Source organism: Paenibacillus favisporus, from assembly GCF_040545415.1.
Lineage (GTDB): Bacteria > Bacillota > Bacilli > Paenibacillales > Paenibacillaceae > Paenibacillus_AQ > Paenibacillus_AQ favisporus.
In genome coordinates, this window is the sequence record NZ_JBEPLV010000001.1 from 118,252 (window position 1) to 140,258 (window position 22,007).

Here is a 22,007-nt window from a genome sequence, read left to right on the forward strand (position 1 = left end):
TCAGGATGTTTGGAAGGAGCTGTGATGATGAAGAACGTAGTAGGTGTCGATATGGGATGTACGAAAATGCTGATGGTTGCCGAGGTGGATGGACAGCTTGTCGAGCACAAGGTCTCCACCGGGCTGGATTGTTCGCTGGAATATCTGGCGGGGGAGATTGACCGTTTTATAGCAGGGCTCCCGTATGAGCCGGAGGGGCTGGGAATCGCGCTTCCGGGACTCGTAGAGGGAGACCGCCGCCTGCAGTTTTCCGATATCCGCGCGCTGTGCGGGGTGACGGCTGACGATTTTGCCAAAGGGCGCTTTCGCTGCCGTCTGATCAATGACGTGAAAGCGGCGACGGTTGCCGAGGCGGCCAACTATCCGGAAAAGGATACGGTCGCGGTGATGATGGCCGGCTCGGGGCTGGCGCTCGGGGTCTACTCCAAACAGCGGATGTATACCGGCGCAGGCGGGTTTGCCGGGGAGCTGGGCTACACCGTCATTGCGACTGAAGCCGGGCCGCGCAAGGTGGACGAATTGGCGGGCGGCATTGGCATTCTCGATAAGGCTGGCTGCGATATCGACGCCTTCCTCGCCAAAATCCGGGATGGAGACGGCGATTCGTTGGCCTTGCTGGAACGTGCGGGTTTTTACTGCGGGCTGGCCATCACCAACGTGCTGCACCTGTTTAACCCGGACGTTCTGGTGATTGGCGGCAGTACCTCCACCTATCCGGGATATATGGACAACGCTTTGCGAACGGCCGAGAAGCATACGCTGCCGGACATGTTCCAAGCGTGCTCCTTCGCATCCCCGAAAGACGGCAAGCGGATCGCAGCGCTCGGAGCGATGCAATTTTTGCGTACAGGGATGGAGTTTTAGACGAGGCCGCATATGTTATATTGACACCCGTATTCGCTCTGCTTTATTCTTAGTTCAGAGTTTAGAAAAGTAGAGCGGATGCTTGGAAAGTAATTGAATATTCAGCGGATGAACGCGCGCGGGAGAGACCGCCCATCGTATAAGGGCGGCACCGAAGGAGCAAGCTGCAGGTAGGCACATGCAGGCAGCTAATCTCTCAGGTACAAGGAACCGCCGCTGGACGCGGCTCTGGAGAGAGCTATACGGCCACCCAAGGGGAACGCGGCGCACGATGCCGCACAAACTCTCAGGTACAAGGGACAGAGAAAAGGTGCTGACGCCTTTTTTGCTGTCCTTTTTTCTGTCTAATTCATCGCAAAGCGCGTCGAAAATAGCTAACGGGGAGCGTAGAACGAAGTGAGATTTAAAAATGTGTTTTCCATCATCGGTCCCTCCATGGTGGGGCCTTCCAGCTCGCACACTGCGGGAGCGGTACGCATCGGCAGAGTGGCGCGTCAGCTGCTGGGCAGCCAGCCGGAGACGGCCAAGATGACGCTGTTCGGTTCTTTTGCAGAGACGTATTGGGGACATGGAACCGATTTGGCGCTGACCGCCGGGCTGATGGATTATGAAACGGATGATCAGCGGATTCCGCAGGCGGACGTGCTGGCCGAAGAAGCCGGCATGACCCTGGAATGGGTTCAGGGCCGGGGCAACGGACCTCATCCGAACTCGGTCAAAATCCTGCTGACCGGAGGCGGCCGGACCGCTGAAATCGTAGCCGCCTCGATTGGCGGCGGGACGATCGCGGTATATTCGCTGAACGGTTTTGACGTGCAGATCACGGGCGAATACCCGACCCTGGCGGTGAAGCATTCCGACAGCCAGGGCGTTCTTGCCAACATGACCGCGCTGCTCAGCCGGGACGGATATAATATCGGATATATGGATGTGGATCGCAAGGGACGCAGCGGGGATGCGATGACCGTGTTCGAGCTGGATTCCGCTCCGGAGGAGAGCACGATTCAGGCCATCCGCAAGCTTCCCCACATCAAGGAAGTCACGATGATCGATTTGACCAAAAGGAGCTAACCATCATATGAGATTCGAGACCCTCGAACAGCTGGCGGACATTTGCCGCCAGGAGAACAAGACGATTGCCGAGGTTATGCTTGAGGATCAGGCGCGCGAAACGGGCGTCTCCCGAGAGGAAGTATTCCGGCAAATGGCCGAATATTACGGTGTGATGAAGGAAGCGGTGCGCCAGGGGCTCACCGGCAACACCAAGTCGCGGAGCGGGCTCACCGGCGGCGATGCCAAAAAGGTGTCCGATTATATGCAGCAGAGCGAAACATCGCTCGGCGGCCCTGCGGCCGAGGCGATGGCCTACGCGCTGGCGGTGTCGGAAGTGAACGCCTCGATGGGACGCATTATCGCGACGCCGACGGCTGGCTCGTGCGGAATCATCCCCGGCGTATTCGTCAGCGCCCAGGAACGCTTCGGCTGGGAAGACGAACATTTGGTCAAGGGCTTGTTCTGTGCCGGCGCCATAGGTTATGTTATAGCCAACAACGCCTCGATCTCGGGGGCAGAAGGCGGCTGCCAGGCGGAAGTCGGTTCGGCGATCGGCATGGCCGCGGGTGCGATGGTCGAGCTGCGCGGCGGCACGGCCCAGCAGGCTGTTCATGCTGTTGGCCTGGCGCTGAAGAACTGCCTCGGCCTGATCTGCGATCCGGTCGCCGGGCTGGTGGAAATTCCCTGCATCGTCCGGAACGGGCTGGGGGCCGTCACCGCCCTGGCGGCTTCGGACATGGCTCTTGCCGGCGTTGGCAGCGTTATCCCGGCCGATGAAGTGATCGGCGTCATGCTGGAGGTCGGAAGCGCCATGCCGGCCAAGCACCGCGAGACCGGGAAGGGCGGACTCGCCCAGACGCCAACTGGCCGCAAGCTGACCAAGGAACTGGTGGAACAGCGGCGCAGAAAGGCCAAAGAAGCCAAAGCGCCTGCCAAGGAAGACTAACCTATTAACGGCAGTCCCAAAATTGAAATCAAAGGAGACGCGAAATCGATGAGCAATGTGAAGGAGAACCGTTGGTACAGCAAGGATCATGAATGGGTGGAAAAGGCAGGCGGATCTGTGGTCCGCATCGGGATCAGCGACTTTGCCCAGCACCAGCTGGGGGACATCGTGTTTGTGGAGCTGCCGGAAGCCGGCGCCGACGTAGCGGCCGAAGAGAGCATCGGAACGATCGAGTCGGTCAAAACCGTGTCGGATCTGTTCAGTCCGGTGAGCGGCAAAGTGACCAAAATCAACGATGCGCTGGAAAGCGAGCCGGAGCTCGTCAACAGCGAGCCGTACGACGGAGGCTGGATGATCGAGGTAGAGGTTGAAGGAGATTTGGACGAGCAGCTGCAATCGCTGCTGACGGCAGAGCAATATGAGCAATTTTTGAACGAATAATAACGATATAAAAGTCAGGGGCTGGGGCACATCGTGCCGCAGCCTCTTTGATTTTATACGACGATTTTATACGACGGCCCGTTATCCCGGCACAGCTTATTGCACCTGCAGTGCGGGTTATTTTCTTAACTATTCCTTCAAGCCAGCTTATTTATGACCAGGGTTCGGTTTGTCGATAACAAGAATAAGAGGAGGGTACATACGCCGCTAAATGGAAGCTGCCATGCATCTATTATTCTATGAATTTGAAAGAACCGTGCAACTATGGGGTAAATGCTAGCGTACAAGCATATAATGATTTAACCATGCAGTCACAGCTGTCCCGTAAATTTGGGCAGGGAAAAGCTTATAGAACCCCTTACAAATGGCAAGAAAGTAACATAGGATGTAGTGAAAGCGATTTTTTGAGGCATTTATTCAGGTAAACCATGGTGGTGAGATGAATGATGATGAATAACGTGGAAATATATGAAGGCGGCGACCTGGGATGTCATTATACGCATCTTGAAAGTATATTCAAAGTTTGGGCGCCGACGGCGGCGAAGGTAACCCTCGCCTTGTACGACGACGCGGGAACTTATGACGGCGGAGCGCTTACCGATCACGCCGGAGGGTTCGAAATCGGCATGAGACGCGGGGAAGGCGGCGTATGGTCACTTCATTTCAGAGGCGATTTGGCCGGAAAATATTATATGTACAAGGTGGAGCACCCGGACGGACGGGAAGTTTATGCGGCCGATCCTTACGCCCGGGCGGTCAGTGCCAACGGGCAGCGGACGGCGATCGTCGACGTGAAGGCCGCAAGTCCGGAGGGCTGGGAAGAGGATGAAACTCCCGGTCTTCTGGGGGTGGAAGACTCGGTACTCTATGAACTGCATGTCAGGGATTTTTCGATCAGCCCGGATTCCGGGCTCCAGTATAAAGGCAAGTTCAAGGCGTTTACGGAGACAGGCGTGCAGGACGCAGCCGGCAGCCGGCTAGGTATCGATCATTTGGCTGAACTCGGCGTGACACATGTCCATCTGCTGCCGATTTTTGACTATGCGACGGTGAACGAGCTGACGGTCGATGATCCGGACTCGGCGGAACCGAAATTCAACTGGGGTTATGATCCCCAGCATTACAACGTACCGGAAGGCTCCTACGCGACCGACCCGTCAAGCCCCGAAGTCCGGATCCGGGAGTGCAAGGAGATGATCATGGCGCTTCACCGCAAAGGAATCCGGGTCGTGATGGATGTGGTGTACAATCATACCTACTCTGCGGGGGACGGCCTGTTTGAGAAGCTTGTGCCGGGTTATTTTTACCGGACCGATGCGTCAGGGCGGTTCAGCAACGGCTCCGGCGTCGGGAACGAGCTGGCAACCGAGCGCCCGATGGTCCGCAAATACATCAAGGATTCCCTGCGCTATTGGGCGGAAGAATACCATATCGACGGATTCCGTTTTGACCTGATGGGTCTGATCGACACGGACACGATCGCGCAGATCACCGAGGAGCTCCGCCGCGAGCATCCGGGACTGCTGATTTACGGGGAGCCTTGGACAGGCGGTGAAACGCCGCTGAAGCAGCAAACCTTGAAAGGATCCCAAAGGGGCAAAGGCTTTGCCGTTTTCAACGACAATTTCCGGGGGGCCATCAAGGGAGACAGCGACGGTGCAGGAAAGGGCTTTGCCACGGGGCAGCCTGGCAAGGAAGCGGCGGTATTGGCCGGCGTTCAAGGGGCGATCGACGATTTCACCGGATCACCTACGGAGACGATCAACTATGTGACGGTTCACGACAACCTTAACCTGTGGGATAAAGTACTGATAACGCAGGGACTGGGAGGTGATCTGATCCGGGGTATCGATAACGGCCAACTTGCCGGAGGGGGGAGCCTCGAAGAAGCTGTCGCAGCCACCGATCCTTACCGGAGCATCGACCAGGACCGGCTGCTGGAGAATGAAAGCGTCCGGAGAGCGCTGCTGGCCAACGGCATCGTGCTGACTTCTCAGGGGATTCCGCTCATTCATGCGGGTGACGAGATGCTCCGCAGCAAATTCGGCGACCACAACAGCTACCGGAGCGGGGATGCGATCAACGCCATCCGCTGGAGCAACAAGTCCCGGTTCCTGCCGGTATTCGAGTATTACCAGGGGCTGATCGCGCTTCGCCGTGCCCACCGGGCGTTCCGTATGACCGACAAGGAGCAGATCAAACGGAGCATGGAGGTCATGCGCTGCGACGGCAATGTCGTCGCTTACCGGCTGAAGGATCATGCCAACGGCGATACGTGGAAAAATATCATCGTCATCTATAACGGAAACGTTCGGGAGGCGCAGGTCGACATTCCGTTTTCCATCACCGGCTGGAAGGTGGCCGTCAAAAATCTTCAGGCCCGGAACGGGGCGCTGGAGATGATTGTCGACGAAACGGTGAGCGTTCCAGGCCTGTCGGTCATGGTTCTGTATGAGGAAGAAGGCGGCCGTCCGCGCCCGCTCAAGACGGTGGAGCTGCATTATGAGCGCCAGGACCGCAAATATGACGGCTGGAACTTATGGGTATGGGGCAGCGGCATGCGGGAACGCCGGGTCGATTTTGACCGGATGGAGGACGGTCGCGCTGTGGCGACGATATATGTCCCGCTGAACGTGCAGGAAATCGGATATATCGTGCGGCTGAACGAGTGGGAGGCGAAGGACTGCGACCAGGACCGGTTTATCAAGCTCGGATGGCATCACAGCAAGCTGAAGGTGCTTGTCCGGAGCGGATCGGACGACTGGAAGATGATCAGCTGACGCCCGGGTGCCGGGAGGAGTGCGGCCGGCTATGTAAGGGGGGCTGGCTGAAGCGTACGGCAACCTGGGAATGGGGCAGCTTCACAGGTTGGAAGGTTTGGCCGCTTTAGAAGCTTGCGAGGCTTAGAAGCCTAGAAGCTTGGGGCGACGGTATTACGGAAATATGGAGCTTTCTTTTTCTGTATCCGGGGATAGGGATGCATGCATTTTACAAAAACGGGTGATTCCTATAAAGTAAAGTGAGATTCCCTTGGATAGGGTGATATATACAGAGAAAGAAGGCTTACGATGACCGAGAAACTGCTGTCGCCTCTGGTGAAAACCTTTGACATGCTGCCCCATCCCGAGGGTGGGTGGTACAAGGAGTTATGGAAGGCGTCCTTTGAAATCCCCAAAGACGTGCTGGATCCCAAGTATTCGGGTTCGCGCCCTTCGGCGACTTCGATTTATTTCCTGCTGCATCCGGAGGAATCCTCCGCGTGGCACCGCGTTTATTCCGATGAATTGTGGCTGTGGCATTCCGGCAGTCCGCTCGAGCTGCTGCTCGGAGGCGATGGGGAACAGCCGGGCGGGGAGACCAAAATCATTTTGGGAATGGACGTCGAGAAAGGCCAGGTGCCGCAGGCGCTCGTTCCGGCCAATGTCTGGCAGGCGGCCAAGCCGCTGGGCGACGAGCCGGTGTTCGTCTCCTGCGTCGTTTCCCCAGGCTTTCATTTTGACGATTTTACGATGATATCCGGAAAATAAAACCTTCGGCAGCGGCATGTCCCGCTTCGCCGGGCCAGCCCAAATCCCGCACGGTTGCAATGACCGATGCGGGATTTTTGGTGTTATTGGAGACGATAACCTTCGGGAGCCGGGCATTTTTATAGCGTTAGAGTCAAGCTACAGTTAAAAACCGTCTAGCTTCCTTCAAAGGACGTTGCTAGACGTTTTTGTTTAGATACACTGCTCCTTCCTTCGGTGTACTCCGGGCTAAGCAGCGTACTCCGTTTGCCTCAAAAGCATCCGGCTGTTTTGCGCTGCAAGGTTTTGATTTCGCCAAAAATGGGTAATACATAGATATGCCTGTGTACTGCAGGGGACAGATTAAATATCAGAGGAGGTTGTAAAAGATGACATCTCATTCTCTTACAGCAGAACGAAGAACCGACACGAAGCATTCGAGCCTGCGCAGCTTGAGACAAAGCGGACGCATTCCGGCGGTGGTCTACGGGACACAGACCGAGAGCATGCCGGTCAGCGTCGATGCGAAGGAGCTGGCCAAAGTTGCCAGAACAGGCCGGTCCGAAGTGTTCAAGCTGAAGGTGGAAGGCTCGTCGGATCTGGACGTGATCATCAAGGATTACCAGCGCAAAGCCGGTGAGTGGATGCATGTGGACTTCATGCACATCTCCGCCAACAAGCCGATCAAGGTTCGCGTTCCGATCGACTTCCAAGGTACGGCTGCCGGCACCAAGATGGGCGGCGTGCTTCAGCATCAGGAGACCGAGCTTGAAGTCGAGGCGCTTCCTGCAAATCTGCCATCCGCTATTACGGTGGACGTATCGCATATGGAAATCGGCGACAAGCTGATAGCCGGAGACATCCAGCTGCCATCCGGCGTAACGCTCGTAGCCTCACCGGAAGAGCTGGTTGCTTCCGTAACGGCATCCCGCATGGCGACGGAGGCCCAGGCTGCGGACGAATCCGTGGCAGCGGAGGGCGAAGAAGCGGCGGAAACCGCTGCAGAAAACAACAACGAATAAAACATCTTATCATATACATGCTTGTACAGGAAACCCCCTGGTCGTTCACGACCAGGGGGTTTCGTTGCATGAGGCATGTGTGAGATGCACTGTCCGTACACCCACTTGTCGAAGTGGGTGTACGGTTGTTTTGTACTGCCAATCGCCTGTGTACGTTTCACTCGTAAACGTATCACCTGTTTACGCGTCCTGCAGCTCGAGCCACTGCTCATACGCCGCGTCCAGCTGTGCCTGGAGCTGCTCCCGCTCCGCATGAAGCTCCTGCAGGCGCTCCAGATCCGAGGCGGCGCTTTCCTCCAGCATGTCGGCGTCGATCTGCCTTAGCCGGGCCTCAAGCTCCTTGATCGACTGCTCGAGTGAAATGGAAGCAGAGGCGTCGCTTTTCCGGGAACGCCGCTCGCTGGTATTGGCGAGCGCAGCAGCCGGCTTGGAGACCGGCTCCTTGCCCTGGCTGCCGGCTTCCGCGGCCTTTGAGCCAGCCACCTCTGCCTTCCGCGTTTGCGCCGCCGTTTCGGCCTCGCTCAGCTTGCGGATTTCCTGTTTGTAATCCTCGAAGTTACCGATGAAGGAACGGACCTGCCCGTGATCCAGGCTCCAAATTCTGGCCGCCAGCCTGTTGATAAAATACCGGTCGTGGGATACGCCGAAGATGGTGCCGGGGAACTCCTCGAGCGCCTCTTCCAGCGCTTCCCTGGCGTCAATGTCCAGGTGGTTGGTCGGTTCGTCCAGAATCAGCAAATTCGGCTTCTGCTCCATCAGGATGGCGAAGCGCAGCCGCGTCCACTCCCCGCCGGAGAGGCTGCGGATGTCTTTGAATACATCGGCGCCGTAGAACAGGAATCGCGCCAGCCGGCCGCGGGCTTCACCTTCCTCGATGCCGGCCTGTTCCCGGTAGTACTGAAGCACGTTCTGCTTGACGGATTCCGGCGTTTCCTCCTGCGCGAGGTAACCGATGCTGACCCGCGAGCCGACGGCCACGCTCCCCTCCGTCGGTTCGAGCTCGCCCAGGGCCAGCTTGATCAGCGTACTCTTGCCGCTTCCGTTGCCGCCGAGCAGCATGACGGTTTCCCCGTACCGGAGCGTTTCGTTTACGCCTTTGAACAAGGTGCGTGTGCCGTACGATTTGCCCAGCTCCTCGAACACGAGCACCTGCTTGCCGGAGCGGTCTTCCTGCTGCAGCGACAAATCCATCGTCTTCCGTTCAAGCACCGGCCGCTTCAGCTTCACCATACGGTCGAGCGCCTTCTGCATGGAGGCGGCACGGCGGTGGAACCCGGCGTTCGGCGGGTTGGACCGGTTGCCCCACTCGATCAGCTGTTTGATGCTTTCCTGCATCTTTTTAATTTTTTTCTGCTGTTCCTGGTAATCGGCAAACTGCTGCATGAGCCGCTCTTCCTTTTCCTTCTGATAACCGCTGTAGTCGGTGTAGTAGGTAAAAGCTTCCCCGTCTTCAATCTCGACCACCTTGGTCACGAGCTTGTCGAGAAAGTAACGGTCATGCGATATCGTAAGCACGGTGCCGCGGTATTCCTTCAGGAACTGCTCCAGCCATTCGATCGCCGCCATGTCCAAGTGGTTGGTCGGTTCGTCCAGCAGCAGCACATCAGGCTGCTCAAGCAGCAGGGAGGCGAGCCCGATTTTGGTCTTCTCTCCGCCGGAGAGGGAGGCGAAGGGGCGGCTGTACTGGCCCGCGGGGATGCCAAGGCCGCCGGCGATGCGGTCAATGGTCGCTTCCATTTCATAACCGCCGGCCGCTTCAAAGCGTTCCTGCAGCCTGCCGTATTCGGCGAGCCACTGCTCCGGCTCTTTGCCGCCGGAAGAGGAGGAGCCGGACATCAGCGCCTCCAGCTCGCGCATCCGCCGCTGCCATTCAAGCGGCGCCGCAAAGGCGCGCAGCAGGATGTCATACACCGTTTCGCCGTCTCCAGCTTGGGGAATTTGGGCGAGGAAGCCAAGCTTGGCTCCCCGCGAAATGGAGATTTCGCCTTGGTCCGGCTTGTCTCCGCCGTTCAGCAAGTGGAGCATCGTCGTTTTTCCGCAGCCGTTGCGGCCGATCAGGGCGGCTTTTTCCCCTTCGCGGATTTCAAAGGATACATCGGACAGAACGAGCTGGGCACCATGGTATTTTTGTATGTTTTTGCATTGAATCATCATCGTATTTTCCTCCATAGATGCCGCATCTACAGAAAAAAACCGCAGGGAAATGTCCCTGCGGCTTGAACGTTCAACGCTTATCCGTTGAAGTTAAGGTAGGAGCGGCATTTCGCAATTTTGTAAAACAACCGGATTGTTAAAAATGGACAGACGAATCCCGTTAACGGGAACTCTGTAAAAAATGCCGGACAAAATCATCGGCAGTTGATTGATCCGGTCGTTTCCAAAATTGCGTACCACTTCTACCTCACCTCCCTGTTAAAAAAAGTTAGCTTTATTGTATCCACAACGAGTGCTAAAAGCAAGCAATGGATGAAACATTTTATGAAAATGGCCATATAACCCTGATCAGAACCCTCACCAGGCTTTGGATGTGTGGTCCCAATTCGGCTTCGGGCTGTCGAAAGGGTGTCGGTGTAACGGCTGATTTGTAATAGCGGGACGGGCATTTATCTCCAGACCGGCATTATAATACAATAAGATGCAGTGGTTGAAACGAGTGGAGGGCCCCATGAAGAAAAAAATAATGTTTACCGGCGGAGGGTCCGCCGGACATGTCACGGTCAACCTGGCGCTGATCCCGCTGTTCCGCCAGGAAGGCTGGGCGGTGGATTACATAGGCTCGGTCAATGGGATCGAGCGGGAGCTGGTGTCGCCGCTGCCGGACGTGGTGTATTTTCCGATATCGACAGGCAAGCTGCGCCGGTATTTGGACTGGCAAAACGCCAAGGATCCGTTCCGGATCGCCAAGGGCGTCTATCAGGCGTACCGTCTCATCCGCCGACGGAAACCGGATATTGTATTTTCCAAAGGCGGGTTTGTATCGGTGCCCGTCGTCATCGGTGCCTGGCTGAACCGGGTACCGGTTATCATTCACGAGTCGGACATCACGCCGGGGCTGGCCAACCGGATTGCCATCCCGATGGCTGAAGCGGTGTGCACGACGTTCCCGGAAGCGGCTGCCCATATCAGCAAGGGCAAGGGCCGCCATGTCGGCGCCGTCATCCGGAATGAGCTGACACAGGGCAGCGCTGCCGCCGGGCGGAAGCTGTGCGGGTTCACCCCGGGGAAGCCCGTTCTGCTGGTGATGGGCGGCAGTCTTGGCGCCCAGAGCATTAACCGGGCGGTGCGCCAGGCGCTGCCTGAGCTGACGGAAGCTTTTCAAGTCGTGCACTTATGCGGGAAAGGCCAGCTCGATCCGGCGCGGACGGTTCCCGGCTATTGTCAATTCGAATACATTCGCGATGAACTGCCGGATGTGCTGGCGATGTCGGACCTGGTGATCACCCGTGCCGGCTCCAATTCGATCTTTGAGTTCCTTTCCTTGCGCAAGCCGATGCTTCTCATTCCATTGACCCGGCAGCAAAGCCGGGGCGATCAAATCCTTAACGCGCATTCGTTCGAAAAAGCGGGTTATGCCGAAGTGCTGGAAGAGGAAGGTCTGTCTCCGCAAACGCTGCTCGAGCGGGTTCGGGCATTGCATGCCCATCGGGATGCCTACGTATCGGCCATGGCGAGCGGCCAAAAGACGGACGCGCTTGCGGAAGTATTCAAGCTGATCAAAGAAACGGCAAAAGGCCGTTAAAGATCGTCTGCACCAAGAAAAGGGACCTTATTTTACCTGAACGGATAGAGAACAAGAGTTCCTAATTTTTCGCTTTCCTGAGCCGAACTATGGTATATTGAGTACACGAGATTTTGGGACAGGAGACCGGAAAGGACGGAAGACATGCTGGCTTTTACTTCACAAAGAATCAGATCATTATGCGGCGCATCCGCCTTTAAACGGGGTGAGGAATACTGCGCCTACGGTCAGGTCATGATCGTGGAACGCGATGATGACAACCGTTACATTGAGGCGGTAGTGCAGGACGAGGATATATACCGGGTGGAGGTCGATATCGACGGAGCGGACTTCAGCGCAACCTGCCACTGTGCGGGCTTCGGCGGATATTATCCTTACTGCAAACATATCGCCGGCGTCTTGATCTATCTGCTGGAAGAAGAAAAGGGCGGGGCGGACCGGCTGCAGCCGCGGGGGGAGGTCGTCCCGATTCCGACGCCCGCGGTTTCCTCCAGGGACGTGCGGCTCACCAGCGGACTGATCGAGCTGTTTGAGCAGATGGCGGACAGCGAACGGCTGAAGACAGGTCAGAAAGCGGCGAGCGTGCTTAAGGAAACGCTGGCTGTGGAATGGATCTGCAAAGTGACGGACGAGTATCAGCCGGAACCGAAGTTCCGGATCGAGATGAAGGTCGGACCGAACCGACTGTACGTCGTGCAAAATATCAGGCAGTTTCTGCTTCACATCGAGGAAGGGAGAAGCCTGCCCTTTACCAAGCTGTTCACATACAGCCCGAAGCAGCACACGTTCCGGCCCGAGGACTGGGCGGTCATCGACATGCTGATCCGGATTTGCGGCAGCGAGTTCGCGTATGATGAAGCAGGCCGCTCCATTCCCGGCTACGCAGCCTCGGGCAGCCAGCGGATGCTGACGATCCCGCCGCTGGGCTGGAACGAGCTGCTGCCTTTGCTGGTCAAGGCCGGGGCCGCGATGGAGCGCGAGTATGCTTCGCCTCAGCCGATTCAGCTGGGTGAAGGCCAGATACCGCTGTCGTTCCATGTGGGCAGCATCGATAGCGGCGACGCCTATCACCTGGAAATCAACGGGCTGAAGCGGGTCGTCGTGATGACCGCGTACGGCTGCGCAGCTGTTGACGGCACGATATACCGGCTGCCGGTGCGCGACCTGCTCCTGCTGTCAGAGATGAAAACCTTGATATACCGCTATGACCATAAGCGGATTAACATATCACCGCATCAGATGGACGCACTGATAGAGAAGGTGGTTCCCGGCCTGCGGCGCATTGGGAAGGTCGACATGGACGCCAGCGTCCGGGATCAGCTGGTGCAGCCGGACCTCGTGGCCAAGCTGTATTTGGACCGGGACGAAACCGAGCTGACCGCAAGGCTGGAATTCGTGTACGACGGGGTTGTGATCGATGCATTTGCCGATACAGATGCCCGGAAAGACGGCGATTTTATTCTGGTCCGGGATACGGATAAGGAGCGGCGGATGATCGAGGCGTTAAAAGGGACAGACTTTGTACAGAGCGGACGCGAAATGGTGCTGGACCTGTCGGAAGAAGACAGCGTATACGACGTCCTGTTTCATTTGCTGCCGAGGCTGGAGAAATGGGTCCAAGTATACGCCACTCCCGCCGTCAAGCAGCTGATGCACAATCCGAACAAGCCTCCGAAAATCAAGGCCGACACGGACCATACGACCAACTGGCTCGAGATCAACTTTGAGCTGGACCATGTGAGCGACAAAGAAATCCGCAAGCTGCTGCTGAGCGTGATCGAGAAGCGGAAGTATTACCGTCTTCCCGGCGGTGCGTATGTGTCCCTGGAAAAGGAAGCTTTCCAAACTTTCGGCGAGCTGTATGACGAGCTCGGGATGAAAAAAGGCGATATTACCGGCAGCCGCATCCATCTTCCTCTGGTCAAGGGTCTGCAGCTTCGTGACAAGGAAGGCCGGGCTTATGGGGTCCAGATGGGGAAATCGTTGCGCCAGCTGATTGATCATATGACGCATCCCGAGCAGATGGACTTCGATGTTCCTGAGGAGCTAGCCGACGTGCTCAGGGATTACCAGCGGGACGGCTTCCAGTGGCTGAAGACGCTCGGCCATTACCGGTTCGGCGGGATTCTGGCCGACGACATGGGGCTTGGCAAAACGCTGCAAAGCATTGCCTACATTGTATCCGAACGAAGGCAGAAGGAAGGCGGGCACCTTCCGGTCCTGATCGTATCCCCCGCATCGCTAGTATATAACTGGGAGAGCGAGTTCCAGAAATTCGCTCCGTCCGTTCAGGTTCATGTGGCCCTTGGCGCGCGGAAGGAGCGCAGTGATTCCCTGCTTCGCATAGCGGCTGCGGGCGCAGAAACCGAATCTCCTAACAGCCTTTCTGCGCAGCAGGCGGACGTAATTATCACCTCCTATCCGTCCCTGCGCAAGGATATCCGGCTGTACCGGGAGATGGGCTTCAGCACCCTGTTTCTTGACGAAGCCCAGATGATCAAAAATTACGCGACGCAGACCGCTCAAGCGGTGCGGGAAATCCGTGCGGAGCGGCGGTTTGCGCTGACGGGCACGCCGATCGAAAACGCGGTGGATGAGCTGTGGTCGATTTTCGAGGCGGTATTCCCGGGTCTTTTTACGGGTCAGAAAGCTTTCCGCGGCCTGACCCGCGGCCAGATCTCCCGGATTGTGCAGCCGTTCATTTTACGCCGGTTAAGGGCCGATGTGCTGGACGAGCTGCCGGAACGGATCGAGACGGTTCAGCGCTCGGAGCTCAGCCTTGAGCAGAAGAAGCTGTACGCCGCTTACCTCGAGGAATTCAAGGAAGAGACGATCCGTGACCTGGAGATGGAGGGGTTCCAGAAGAGCCGGATGAAAATATTGGCCGGCATCACGAGGCTCCGTCAGCTGTGCTGCCATCCCTCGCTGTTTGTGGACGGGTACGAAGGCCCGGCCGGCAAGCTCTCCCAGCTGCTGGACGTGGTCGACGAATGCCTCAGCAGCGGGCGGCGGATCCTGATCTTTTCCCAGTTTACGAGCATGCTCCGGATCATCCGCAGCGAGCTGGCCAAGCGGGGGATTCCGGTCTTTTATCTGGACGGGCAGACTCCGGCCAAGGAGAGGGTGGACACCTGCTCGCGGTTTAACCAGGGAGAGAACGACGTATTCCTGATCTCGCTCAAAGCGGGCGGGACAGGGCTGAACTTGACCGGAGCGGACACGGTCATCCTGTACGACTTATGGTGGAATCCGGCGGTGGAAGAGCAGGCCGCGGGACGCGCCCACCGGATGGGGCAGAAAAACGTGGTCCAGGTGATTCGCCTGGTGACGAAGGGCACCGTGGAGGAAAAGATGCTGGAGCTGCAGCAGCGGAAGAAGGATCTGATCCGCGAAGTGATGGAGTCGGCGGATGATTCGGTCACGACCTTGACTGAGCAGGAAATCCGCGAGCTGCTTGCCTTATAGAGAGTCATTATTATTCATGGAAGTACCATGAACCGGACCTGGGAGGGGCCGGTTTTTTTCTTGTCCAGCTGCGAGAACCGGCTGAGCTCCTTTTGATCCCGATAAATTTTCATGAAGAGGATGCAGGAATATGAACGGCAATGGCGAAATTTACCTCTATGGTTTAGTATAAATGACCTATTACTTGTGATCCATTCACGGACTTGGGAATGAGGAGAAGAATGTATGCGAAATCGATACAATTACGGTATCCTAACCAATTCAGGGCCTCATCTGTACAGCATGGATACAGGGGGAAGCCGCGAACAGGGCACAGATTCGCCGCCTGTCAGCGGATATATGCCTCGTGACGAACATGCGGCTGCGTCAGCGGCAGCAGACTCTATAGCCTCTCTTTTTTCTACCACACCGACCTACAGCAGCGCTTATCTTAAGCGCCGTGAACTTATAAACCGGCAGCAGGGGCAGACCGCCTGGAACGAGGCGGAAAAATTAGCGTTTGAGGCCGATTGGTACGACAATCAGCTGGAGTGGATCGCGACGATCGATCAAACTTACGGGGAGCCGGTATTCTGGGATGTTCTTGCTGCCATGGCTCCTCCGTTCCCGAGAGGGGAACAGGGACCGAAAGAGAAGCTGGCTGAGGAGAATTTAGCTGCGTTCCAGCCGACCCGCATCCAGAAGCTCCTCAAGCAGGACGCCATGATCCGGGAGGAGCTCGAAAGGCAGGTTCAGCTGGCCCGGGAAGAGGATCGTAAAGACTATCTGGCATGGAAAGCAGCCAACGATTTTGCACACGACATCCTGGACGGCAACCGTACCGCCTATTTGCGTGTTCTGGAAGAGATGGCCCCGCTGCAGGAATTGACGATGCTGGGGAGCGGCCTCGAGTTCAGCGTCCGAAGCAGCTCCGAGGTGGAAGTGGAACTGGATGTCAATTCCCAGCAGGTGATCCCGCGCGAGGCGAAAGTCCGCACCGAGGCAGGAGTCGCTTCGCCTGAACTGTCCGTCCCCGAACGCAATGACCTGGAGCTGAAATACATCTGCGGCTCCGTCCTCCGGATTGCAGGCGAGCTGTTTGCCCTGCTCCCGCTGGAGTCGATCGTCGTGCAGGCGAGGGACACCAAACTGAACGGAAAGACCGGGCAGGAGGAGTACATTACGGTGCTGTCGATCCGCATCGAGCGGAAATTTTTTGCCGGCTATCATGCAGGACGTGAACGCTGCCTGGAAGCACTGGTGCACTGCTCTCACCGGATGGAGTACGATCCCGGTACCGGTTTTGAACCGGTTGACGACCTTCTGTAATCAGCATGTTCATTTACTGTAGGCTGCCTTTGGGTGACCGACCTTTTGTGTCGGTTGATCATCCGGGGGCAGTTTTTTTTAGGTTATAACGCATAAAATGATGCCTTTGTCCTCCAATGAACACATACCGGAAGACGCTGAAAGTATGCGACGGAAGACGTATATTCCAACAATAAATGGCGAAAAAACTCATATTTTGGTACCATATGCACTTGTTTTCCACTAGGGGGCATTTGTTAATATAATAGAAAACGTCTATGGCAGCCGCTGTAACCCGAAGAATACAGTTCTTTGAATGACAGGGAAGCGGCATTTTGAATCTATGCATAGTCAGTAGAGAGAGTAAGAAGTATGGAGATGGGAGTGAGCGCATGAGGAGATGGTGGCTACTGCTGGGCAGCCTAGTTCTGGTCCTTGGGATAACCGGCTGCGGAGACAAGAAGAGCTACTCGATGGACCGCGTGGAATCCAGGGCTTACCTCGGGCCGGATGGAGACTTGTATGTCGAAGAACTGTTTACGTATACCTTTAAGGGCAGCTTTAACGGAATGACGCGTGCGATTGATCGGGCGGATCAGAAGGGGGTTGAATTCTTTGAAGCTTATGTACCCCCGGAACATCCGAAGCTAGGCAGTTTCTCCTACGAAAACTTGCAGCGGCTGGATGTCCAATGGGACGACGACAATGATACGTATTACATATACGATGCCGCGCAGAACGAAACGAAACAGGTCTATTACCGCTACCGGATTGACCATGCGGCGGTCAGGTATGGCGAAACGGGCAAGCTGGAATGGAGCTTCTTCAAAAATAACCAAGAGGATCTTCACCAGGTGTCCGTCGACTTGTTTATGCCCGGCGATTATAAGAACGGAGACGTTCATGCCTATTTGCATGACCGTTCGGGCGGGAAGATTACAAGCGAAGGCCCGCCAGCGGTTCACTATGAAACCGATGATTTGAAGAGTGACGGCACGGCGCATATGGTGGTCTATTTTCCACCGGATCAGCTATCCCAAATGACGGCTTCCGAGGAACAGGTTTCTTTGCAAAAGCAGCTGTCTGCCGAGCAGAAATACCAGGACCGGCTTGCCGCCCGTGACGATCGAATGAACGCCATCCGTCCGGTTGTGCAAGTCGGCATGGCTGTTTTCATTGTAGGTGCGCTGCTGTACGCTTTGTCGTGGAGAAAAATTTCGGCCTGGCTGCGGCGCGGGGATGTCACCCGGCAGGACATCGATGAAGCGGATCCGCTGCTTCTCATGTATATGCTGCGCAAAGGCCGGTTAAAAAGGGAAGACTTCATGGCCGGATTGTTATCGCTGCGGCAGAAGGGTTACGTGACCGTGAAGCAGGTCCCGGCTTCCAAACGCTTCCAGGAAGAGCCGACGGCTCCCGAATTCACGCTGCTGTTCACCTTTACGGGCAGGATGGATCAGCTCAACCCGGCGGAGAAGCATCTTGTCGGCTGGCTGTTCGAAGAACTCAACGGCAGTCTGATCTTCAAGCTGGATTCCTTGGCGGGACCAACGTTTAAGGAGCGGCAGAGCGCAAGGATCGTCAAGCAGTACCGGGCAAAGTCGGTTAAGCATGCCGACCGGCTGATGAAGTGGATCAGGCTGCTGTCGCGTACCCAGCCATATTCGGGGCAGGTCCGGCCCAATCCGCTGCTGAAGCTGTTCATTCCGCTGACGGCTGCGGTGAATTACGGCCTGCTGCTGTATCTGCTGTACACCGACGCGGCGTCCACGCTCATGATCGTGCTAACCGCCGTGCTGCTTGGTGCAGGAGGGGTATGGGCGTCCATCCGTTTCCGGAATAAGCTGTGGATCTTCCTGTATCTGCTCGCATGCTTTATTATGGGCTCCCAAATCGTGCATGATATTTCGGGCGACTATCTGATCCTGACGGTATGTTCCGCTCTGTTTGTATGGAGCATTCCCATTCATGTGCTGTCCTGGGAGACGCATCGCTATCGTTATGCACTCAAGGCACTTCGGAGTACGCTCGGAAAAGGAGAGATGTCCTACGCAGGCAAACCGCTGGAAACAGAGCAGGCCGCGGAGTATGCCGCCCTGCTTGGGACCGTTCCGCGGTACATTAAACACCGTAAGCAGACCGGAACGTCAGGCGCCGCCTTGGCCGCAGCCGTGCCCGCATTATTCAGCATGGAAATTATGGAATCCTTGAATTATACGCAAAATCACCTGCTTCTGAAGCCGATGGGCATCGGAGGAAGCAGCAGCAGTTCCTCGTCCAGCTTCAGTGACGGCGGGGGAGGAGGCGGAGGCGGGGGAACCGGCGCGTTCTAGCATACGCCAAATCGTCCAACTGCACCGCCCAAGGAATAATGATAACGATTGAGTTTATCACGTAAACCGCAGCAGCCCGTTCCCTGGCTTTCGAGGGACGGGCTGTTTTTATGCCTGGAGGATGGAAGAAAGCGGCTTTCCGCCCGCCACGTATTAATAAAAAAACGGCAAGCTCCTCTCAAAGAGAGGAACTGCCGTTTATTTGGATAGTGTACCCGATCAGTTGGTCTTGGCCGCCATGATGACGTCCCGGCACTCGTCGGAGCAGAAGGACTGATGGATCTCTTCGCACTCTTCGCAGCAAACATGCTGTTTGTTGCAGGTCGGGTTGGCGCAGTTGATATAGCGGTCATGCGTTTTGCCGCAGTGGATGCACTTGGCGATCACGACATCTTCTTCCGTACGGTTGATCGGCACCGAAATGCGCTCGTCAAAGACGTAGCATTTTCCGTCCCACAAATGTCCTTTGACTTTAGGGTCCTTGCCGTATGTTACGATGCCGCCCTCAAGCTGGGCAACATCCTGAAAGCCTTCTTTGATCATGAAGCCGGTCAGCTTCTCGCAGCGGATGCCGCCAGTGCAGTAGGTCAGAATTTTCTTGTCCTTGAACTGGCTCATATTGTTGCGAATCCATTCCGGAAATTCGCGGAACGACTCGACATCCGGACGGATGGCGCCACGGAAATGCCCGATTTCGTATTCATAGCTGTTGCGGCCGTCCAGGACGATGACGTCATCCTGCTGAAGCAGCTCATGGAACTCTTCCGGAGACAGACGCTTCCCGCCGATGACGTTGGGATCAAGCGGCTCCTCGTAACGGAACGTGACGAGCTCTTTCTTGTGACGGACAAAAATTTTCTTGAACGCATGGCCTTCCGACTCATCGATCTTGAAGACGATATCAGAGAACAGCGGATTCGCTTTCAGGTCGTTCATATACTTCTCGGTTTGTTCCACGGTGCCGGACAGCGTGCCGTTGATGCCTTCAGAGGCGATCAGAATGCGGCCTTTGACGCCCAGATCTTTGCAATACTGCAGATGCTCCGCAGTGAACTGCTCAGGATCAGGGATGTTGACGAATTTATAATATAACAAAATACGGTATTCTTGCTTCGTTGTCATTGCTTCTTCACCTGTTCTTGTAAATTTACCTTATATATTGTAGATGAATAGGGCATACATAGTCAACTTGAAAGTATAGTAAGTAACCGGAGGATTCCTAATAGCTTAGCTGAAAGAGGCAATTTCGATGCGGACTATAGATGAGAATGAATCGGAGAAATACTGGAAAATGCTCCGTCTGCTTGCGCAAATTTAGAGGTTGGCTATCCTTCTCGGAGGAGGAATAAAAAACCAAATATTATATTGCGTATCGTAACGGTATATGATATTATAGATTCACGGATCCGAATCAGCCGAAGATGAAAGGTGCCTACCCTTAAAGAACAACGCGGCAGCGTCGGATATCCGGAAATCCGATACGGCTGTCCATGGAGTAAGCTTTCCTTCGGCATGATAAGCCATCTTGAGTTTAACCGTATTCAGCAGCGCCGCGTAATACGACAAATCAAGCATGCAAAGGAGATGTTCTCTTATGAAAAAAGTGCTTTATGTGCCGCTGGACGACCGTCCTGCCAATTTGGATGATGTGATCGTGCAGGGGAGATCCGCCGGGATCCAGCTGATAGTCCCTGACCGGGAGGATATTGCCAATCGCCTCGATTCCAAGGCCGTGGCCGAAGACGGCCAGCTGGTGAGCACCTCATCGCCGACGTACGGAAAGACGCGGAATATCCGCCGATTTATCAGGGAACACGCCGCTCAGGCAGACGGATTTATCATTTCGACGGATATGCTAGCCTACGGCGGGTTAATCGGCAGCAGACGGCTTCGTTCAAGCGCTGGCGGCGACTACCCTGATTACGACCCCGAGACTACCAAACTGCTGGACGTCGTTCGGGAAGTGAAGCGGGCTTACCCGGATAAGCCGGTCTATGTGCTGGATACGATTATGCGGCTGGCGACCACCGTGTTTGTGGAAGGCCTGACCCAGGCTGCATACGATGAAGCCAGAGCCTTTGCCCAGCAGCCGCGGGCGGTCGCAACCACGTTCGAGGGCATTTTGGAAGGCTATGACACGAAACCCGACGGCACTTCGTTCGGAGAGCCAACCCTTTTTGACAAAGAGCAGTACTATAATGCCAGAAGGCATAAATTCAAGACCAACCGATATATCATTGAACGGCTCGTCCGTGAAGGATACGTGGATTTTCTCGCAGTGGGGGTGGATGACTCCTATACCCAGGGAGTACAGGCCAACGAAATTGCTTACCTGGAAGCCTTTGTGAATGAGCATTTGGGCGGCACCGGCGGCCAGAATCCGGACAAAGCGATCATTCTTCCTGATGCCGATGCGCTGGGATATTCACTGCTGGGCCGGATGGCGAAGGAGCTTCACCGGTACGGTCCCCGTCCGAAATACGGCGTCAAATATTTTGGGCCGGACGGGTCGACCATCGTCAATCCTTACGAGTATATGAGCGTGCACGATAATATCCGGCATCATGTGGACATCGTCGGCGGGGAGTTCGTTGACACGGCAGCCTATGACATCGAAATCGTGGCGGTTACCAGTGCCAGCGAGATCGGCGCCGCCGTGAGCCGGATGGAAGCGAACAACGCCGGCCGGATCCCGACGCTGGTGATTGATTTTGTCGGGGGAGGCGCCGCCGATACGACCGTAACCGAAGCGCTGCTCGACAGCGTGTCCACCGGACAGCTTCTGGGATACAGCGCATGGAACACGGCCGGCAACAAAATCGGCATGGCCCTCGGCATGGCCCAGGCCCGATTTGTATACCTTGGCACGGAGAAGTGGCCGCCGGCGCTGCAGGAGGCAGTGAATGCACACGGATCGCTGCTGTTCAAGCGATTCCTCAAGGACTACTACTATAAGAAGATCACGATTGCCGAAATTCGGACGTACTCGCGGGCGCACACTCTATACTCCAACGTACCGTATGCGGACCAAAACATTCGCCTGTTTAACTCGTCCGAAGACTATGAAGTTCTGGTCGAGATGCTTCGTGAACGAATGCAGGCGAACACGAAGGCGCTGGCTGCCAGAAAGGCATTCGAGCTCGGCGTGTCGCAGAACGTGTGGCGGATCAAGCCGTCCGGATGGTCGTATGCGACGTATGCTTGCGCGTCTCTGGACTACGACAATCCGGCATTCATTTGGGAGCGGGCGTTTGAGATTACGCTGGGGCCGGAAGTGACGCTGAAAGAGTGCTAGGGCGGGAAGCGACTGGCGGCTCGTGGTGGCTGCCGGCATCCGGTGCCAGCGCGAGC

Annotated in this window: 15 protein-coding genes and 1 riboswitch; of the genes, 12 read left to right on the plus strand and 3 right to left on the minus strand. The window is 56.1% G+C overall.

Features of this window, described 5'->3' with window-relative positions:
• Positions 1-24 precede the first annotated feature (24 nt).
• The 7 genes from ABID47_RS00595 to ABID47_RS00625 all read left to right on the plus strand — a co-directional run bounded on the left by ABID47_RS00595 (position 25) and on the right by ABID47_RS00625 (position 7,832).
• Positions 25-864, plus strand: a complete 840-nt coding sequence (locus ABID47_RS00595) for an ROK family protein (protein WP_354494501.1) — start codon at positions 25-27, stop codon at positions 862-864.
• Between the two features lie 109 nt (positions 865-973).
• Positions 974-1,087: riboswitch (glycine riboswitch) on the plus strand.
• 173 nt (positions 1,088-1,260) lie between these two features.
• Positions 1,261-1,935 (plus strand): L-serine ammonia-lyase, iron-sulfur-dependent subunit beta, encoded by a 675-nt coding sequence (gene sdaAB / locus ABID47_RS00600; RefSeq protein ID WP_354494503.1) that lies wholly within the window; start codon positions 1,261-1,263, stop codon positions 1,933-1,935.
• Positions 1,936-1,942: 7 nt separating this feature from the next.
• On the plus strand, positions 1,943-2,863 hold the full coding sequence (gene sdaAA, locus ABID47_RS00605; RefSeq protein ID WP_354494505.1) for an L-serine ammonia-lyase, iron-sulfur-dependent, subunit alpha: 921 nt from the start codon (positions 1,943-1,945) through the stop codon (positions 2,861-2,863).
• A gap of 48 nt (positions 2,864-2,911) precedes the next feature.
• Positions 2,912-3,304, plus strand: coding sequence for a glycine cleavage system protein GcvH (gene gcvH, locus ABID47_RS00610; RefSeq protein ID WP_076169681.1), 393 nt, complete (start codon positions 2,912-2,914; stop codon positions 3,302-3,304).
• 443 nt (positions 3,305-3,747) lie between these two features.
• Positions 3,748-6,084, plus strand: coding sequence for a type I pullulanase (gene pulA, locus ABID47_RS00615; RefSeq protein ID WP_354494508.1), 2,337 nt, complete (start codon positions 3,748-3,750; stop codon positions 6,082-6,084).
• A 288-nt stretch (positions 6,085-6,372) separates the two neighbouring features.
• Positions 6,373-6,831: a cupin domain-containing protein gene (locus tag ABID47_RS00620; RefSeq protein ID WP_145023379.1), complete on the plus strand. Its 459-nt coding sequence runs from the start codon at positions 6,373-6,375 to the stop codon at positions 6,829-6,831.
• A 368-nt stretch (positions 6,832-7,199) separates the two neighbouring features.
• Positions 7,200-7,832, plus strand: coding sequence for a 50S ribosomal protein L25 (locus ABID47_RS00625; protein ID WP_354494510.1), 633 nt, complete (start codon positions 7,200-7,202; stop codon positions 7,830-7,832).
• A 180-nt stretch (positions 7,833-8,012) separates the two neighbouring features.
• Here ABID47_RS00625 and abc-f read toward each other — a convergent pair whose 3' ends face one another.
• The gene (abc-f, locus tag ABID47_RS00630; protein ID WP_354494512.1) at positions 8,013-9,986 is read right to left on the minus strand and encodes a ribosomal protection-like ABC-F family protein; all 1,974 of its coding nucleotides are present in this window, start codon (positions 9,984-9,986) and stop codon (positions 8,013-8,015) included.
• 90 nt (positions 9,987-10,076) lie between these two features.
• Positions 10,077-10,226 (minus strand): RAxF-45 family protein, encoded by a 150-nt coding sequence (locus tag ABID47_RS00635; protein ID WP_279628456.1) that lies wholly within the window; start codon positions 10,224-10,226, stop codon positions 10,077-10,079.
• Between the two features lie 271 nt (positions 10,227-10,497).
• Here ABID47_RS00635 and ABID47_RS00640 point away from each other — a divergent pair, with 271 nt between their 5' ends.
• The 4 genes from ABID47_RS00640 (at position 10,498) to ABID47_RS00655 (ending at position 18,656) form a co-directional block, all read left to right on the plus strand.
• The gene (locus ABID47_RS00640; RefSeq protein ID WP_354494515.1) at positions 10,498-11,571 is read left to right on the plus strand and encodes an undecaprenyldiphospho-muramoylpentapeptide beta-N-acetylglucosaminyltransferase; all 1,074 of its coding nucleotides are present in this window, start codon (positions 10,498-10,500) and stop codon (positions 11,569-11,571) included.
• 144 nt (positions 11,572-11,715) lie between these two features.
• A complete protein-coding gene (locus ABID47_RS00645; protein WP_354494517.1) occupies positions 11,716-15,036 on the plus strand; it encodes a DEAD/DEAH box helicase in 3,321 nt (1,106 codons plus the stop codon).
• A 225-nt stretch (positions 15,037-15,261) separates the two neighbouring features.
• The gene (locus ABID47_RS00650) at positions 15,262-16,344 is read left to right on the plus strand and encodes a hypothetical protein (protein ID WP_354494519.1); all 1,083 of its coding nucleotides are present in this window, start codon (positions 15,262-15,264) and stop codon (positions 16,342-16,344) included.
• A gap of 371 nt (positions 16,345-16,715) precedes the next feature.
• On the plus strand, positions 16,716-18,656 hold the full coding sequence (locus ABID47_RS00655) for a DUF2207 domain-containing protein (protein WP_354494521.1): 1,941 nt from the start codon (positions 16,716-16,718) through the stop codon (positions 18,654-18,656).
• Positions 18,657-18,875: 219 nt separating this feature from the next.
• Here the strand turns inward: ABID47_RS00655 and trhO are convergent, their stop codons facing one another.
• On the minus strand, positions 18,876-19,778 hold the full coding sequence (gene trhO / locus ABID47_RS00660) for an oxygen-dependent tRNA uridine(34) hydroxylase TrhO (RefSeq protein WP_116229425.1): 903 nt from the start codon (positions 19,776-19,778) through the stop codon (positions 18,876-18,878).
• Positions 19,779-20,250: 472 nt separating this feature from the next.
• On the opposite strand from trhO, the gene ABID47_RS00665 reads away from it, so the two are divergent.
• The gene (locus tag ABID47_RS00665) at positions 20,251-21,951 is read left to right on the plus strand and encodes a DUF4127 family protein (RefSeq protein ID WP_354494523.1); all 1,701 of its coding nucleotides are present in this window, start codon (positions 20,251-20,253) and stop codon (positions 21,949-21,951) included.
• Positions 21,952-22,007: the final 56 nt, after the last annotated feature.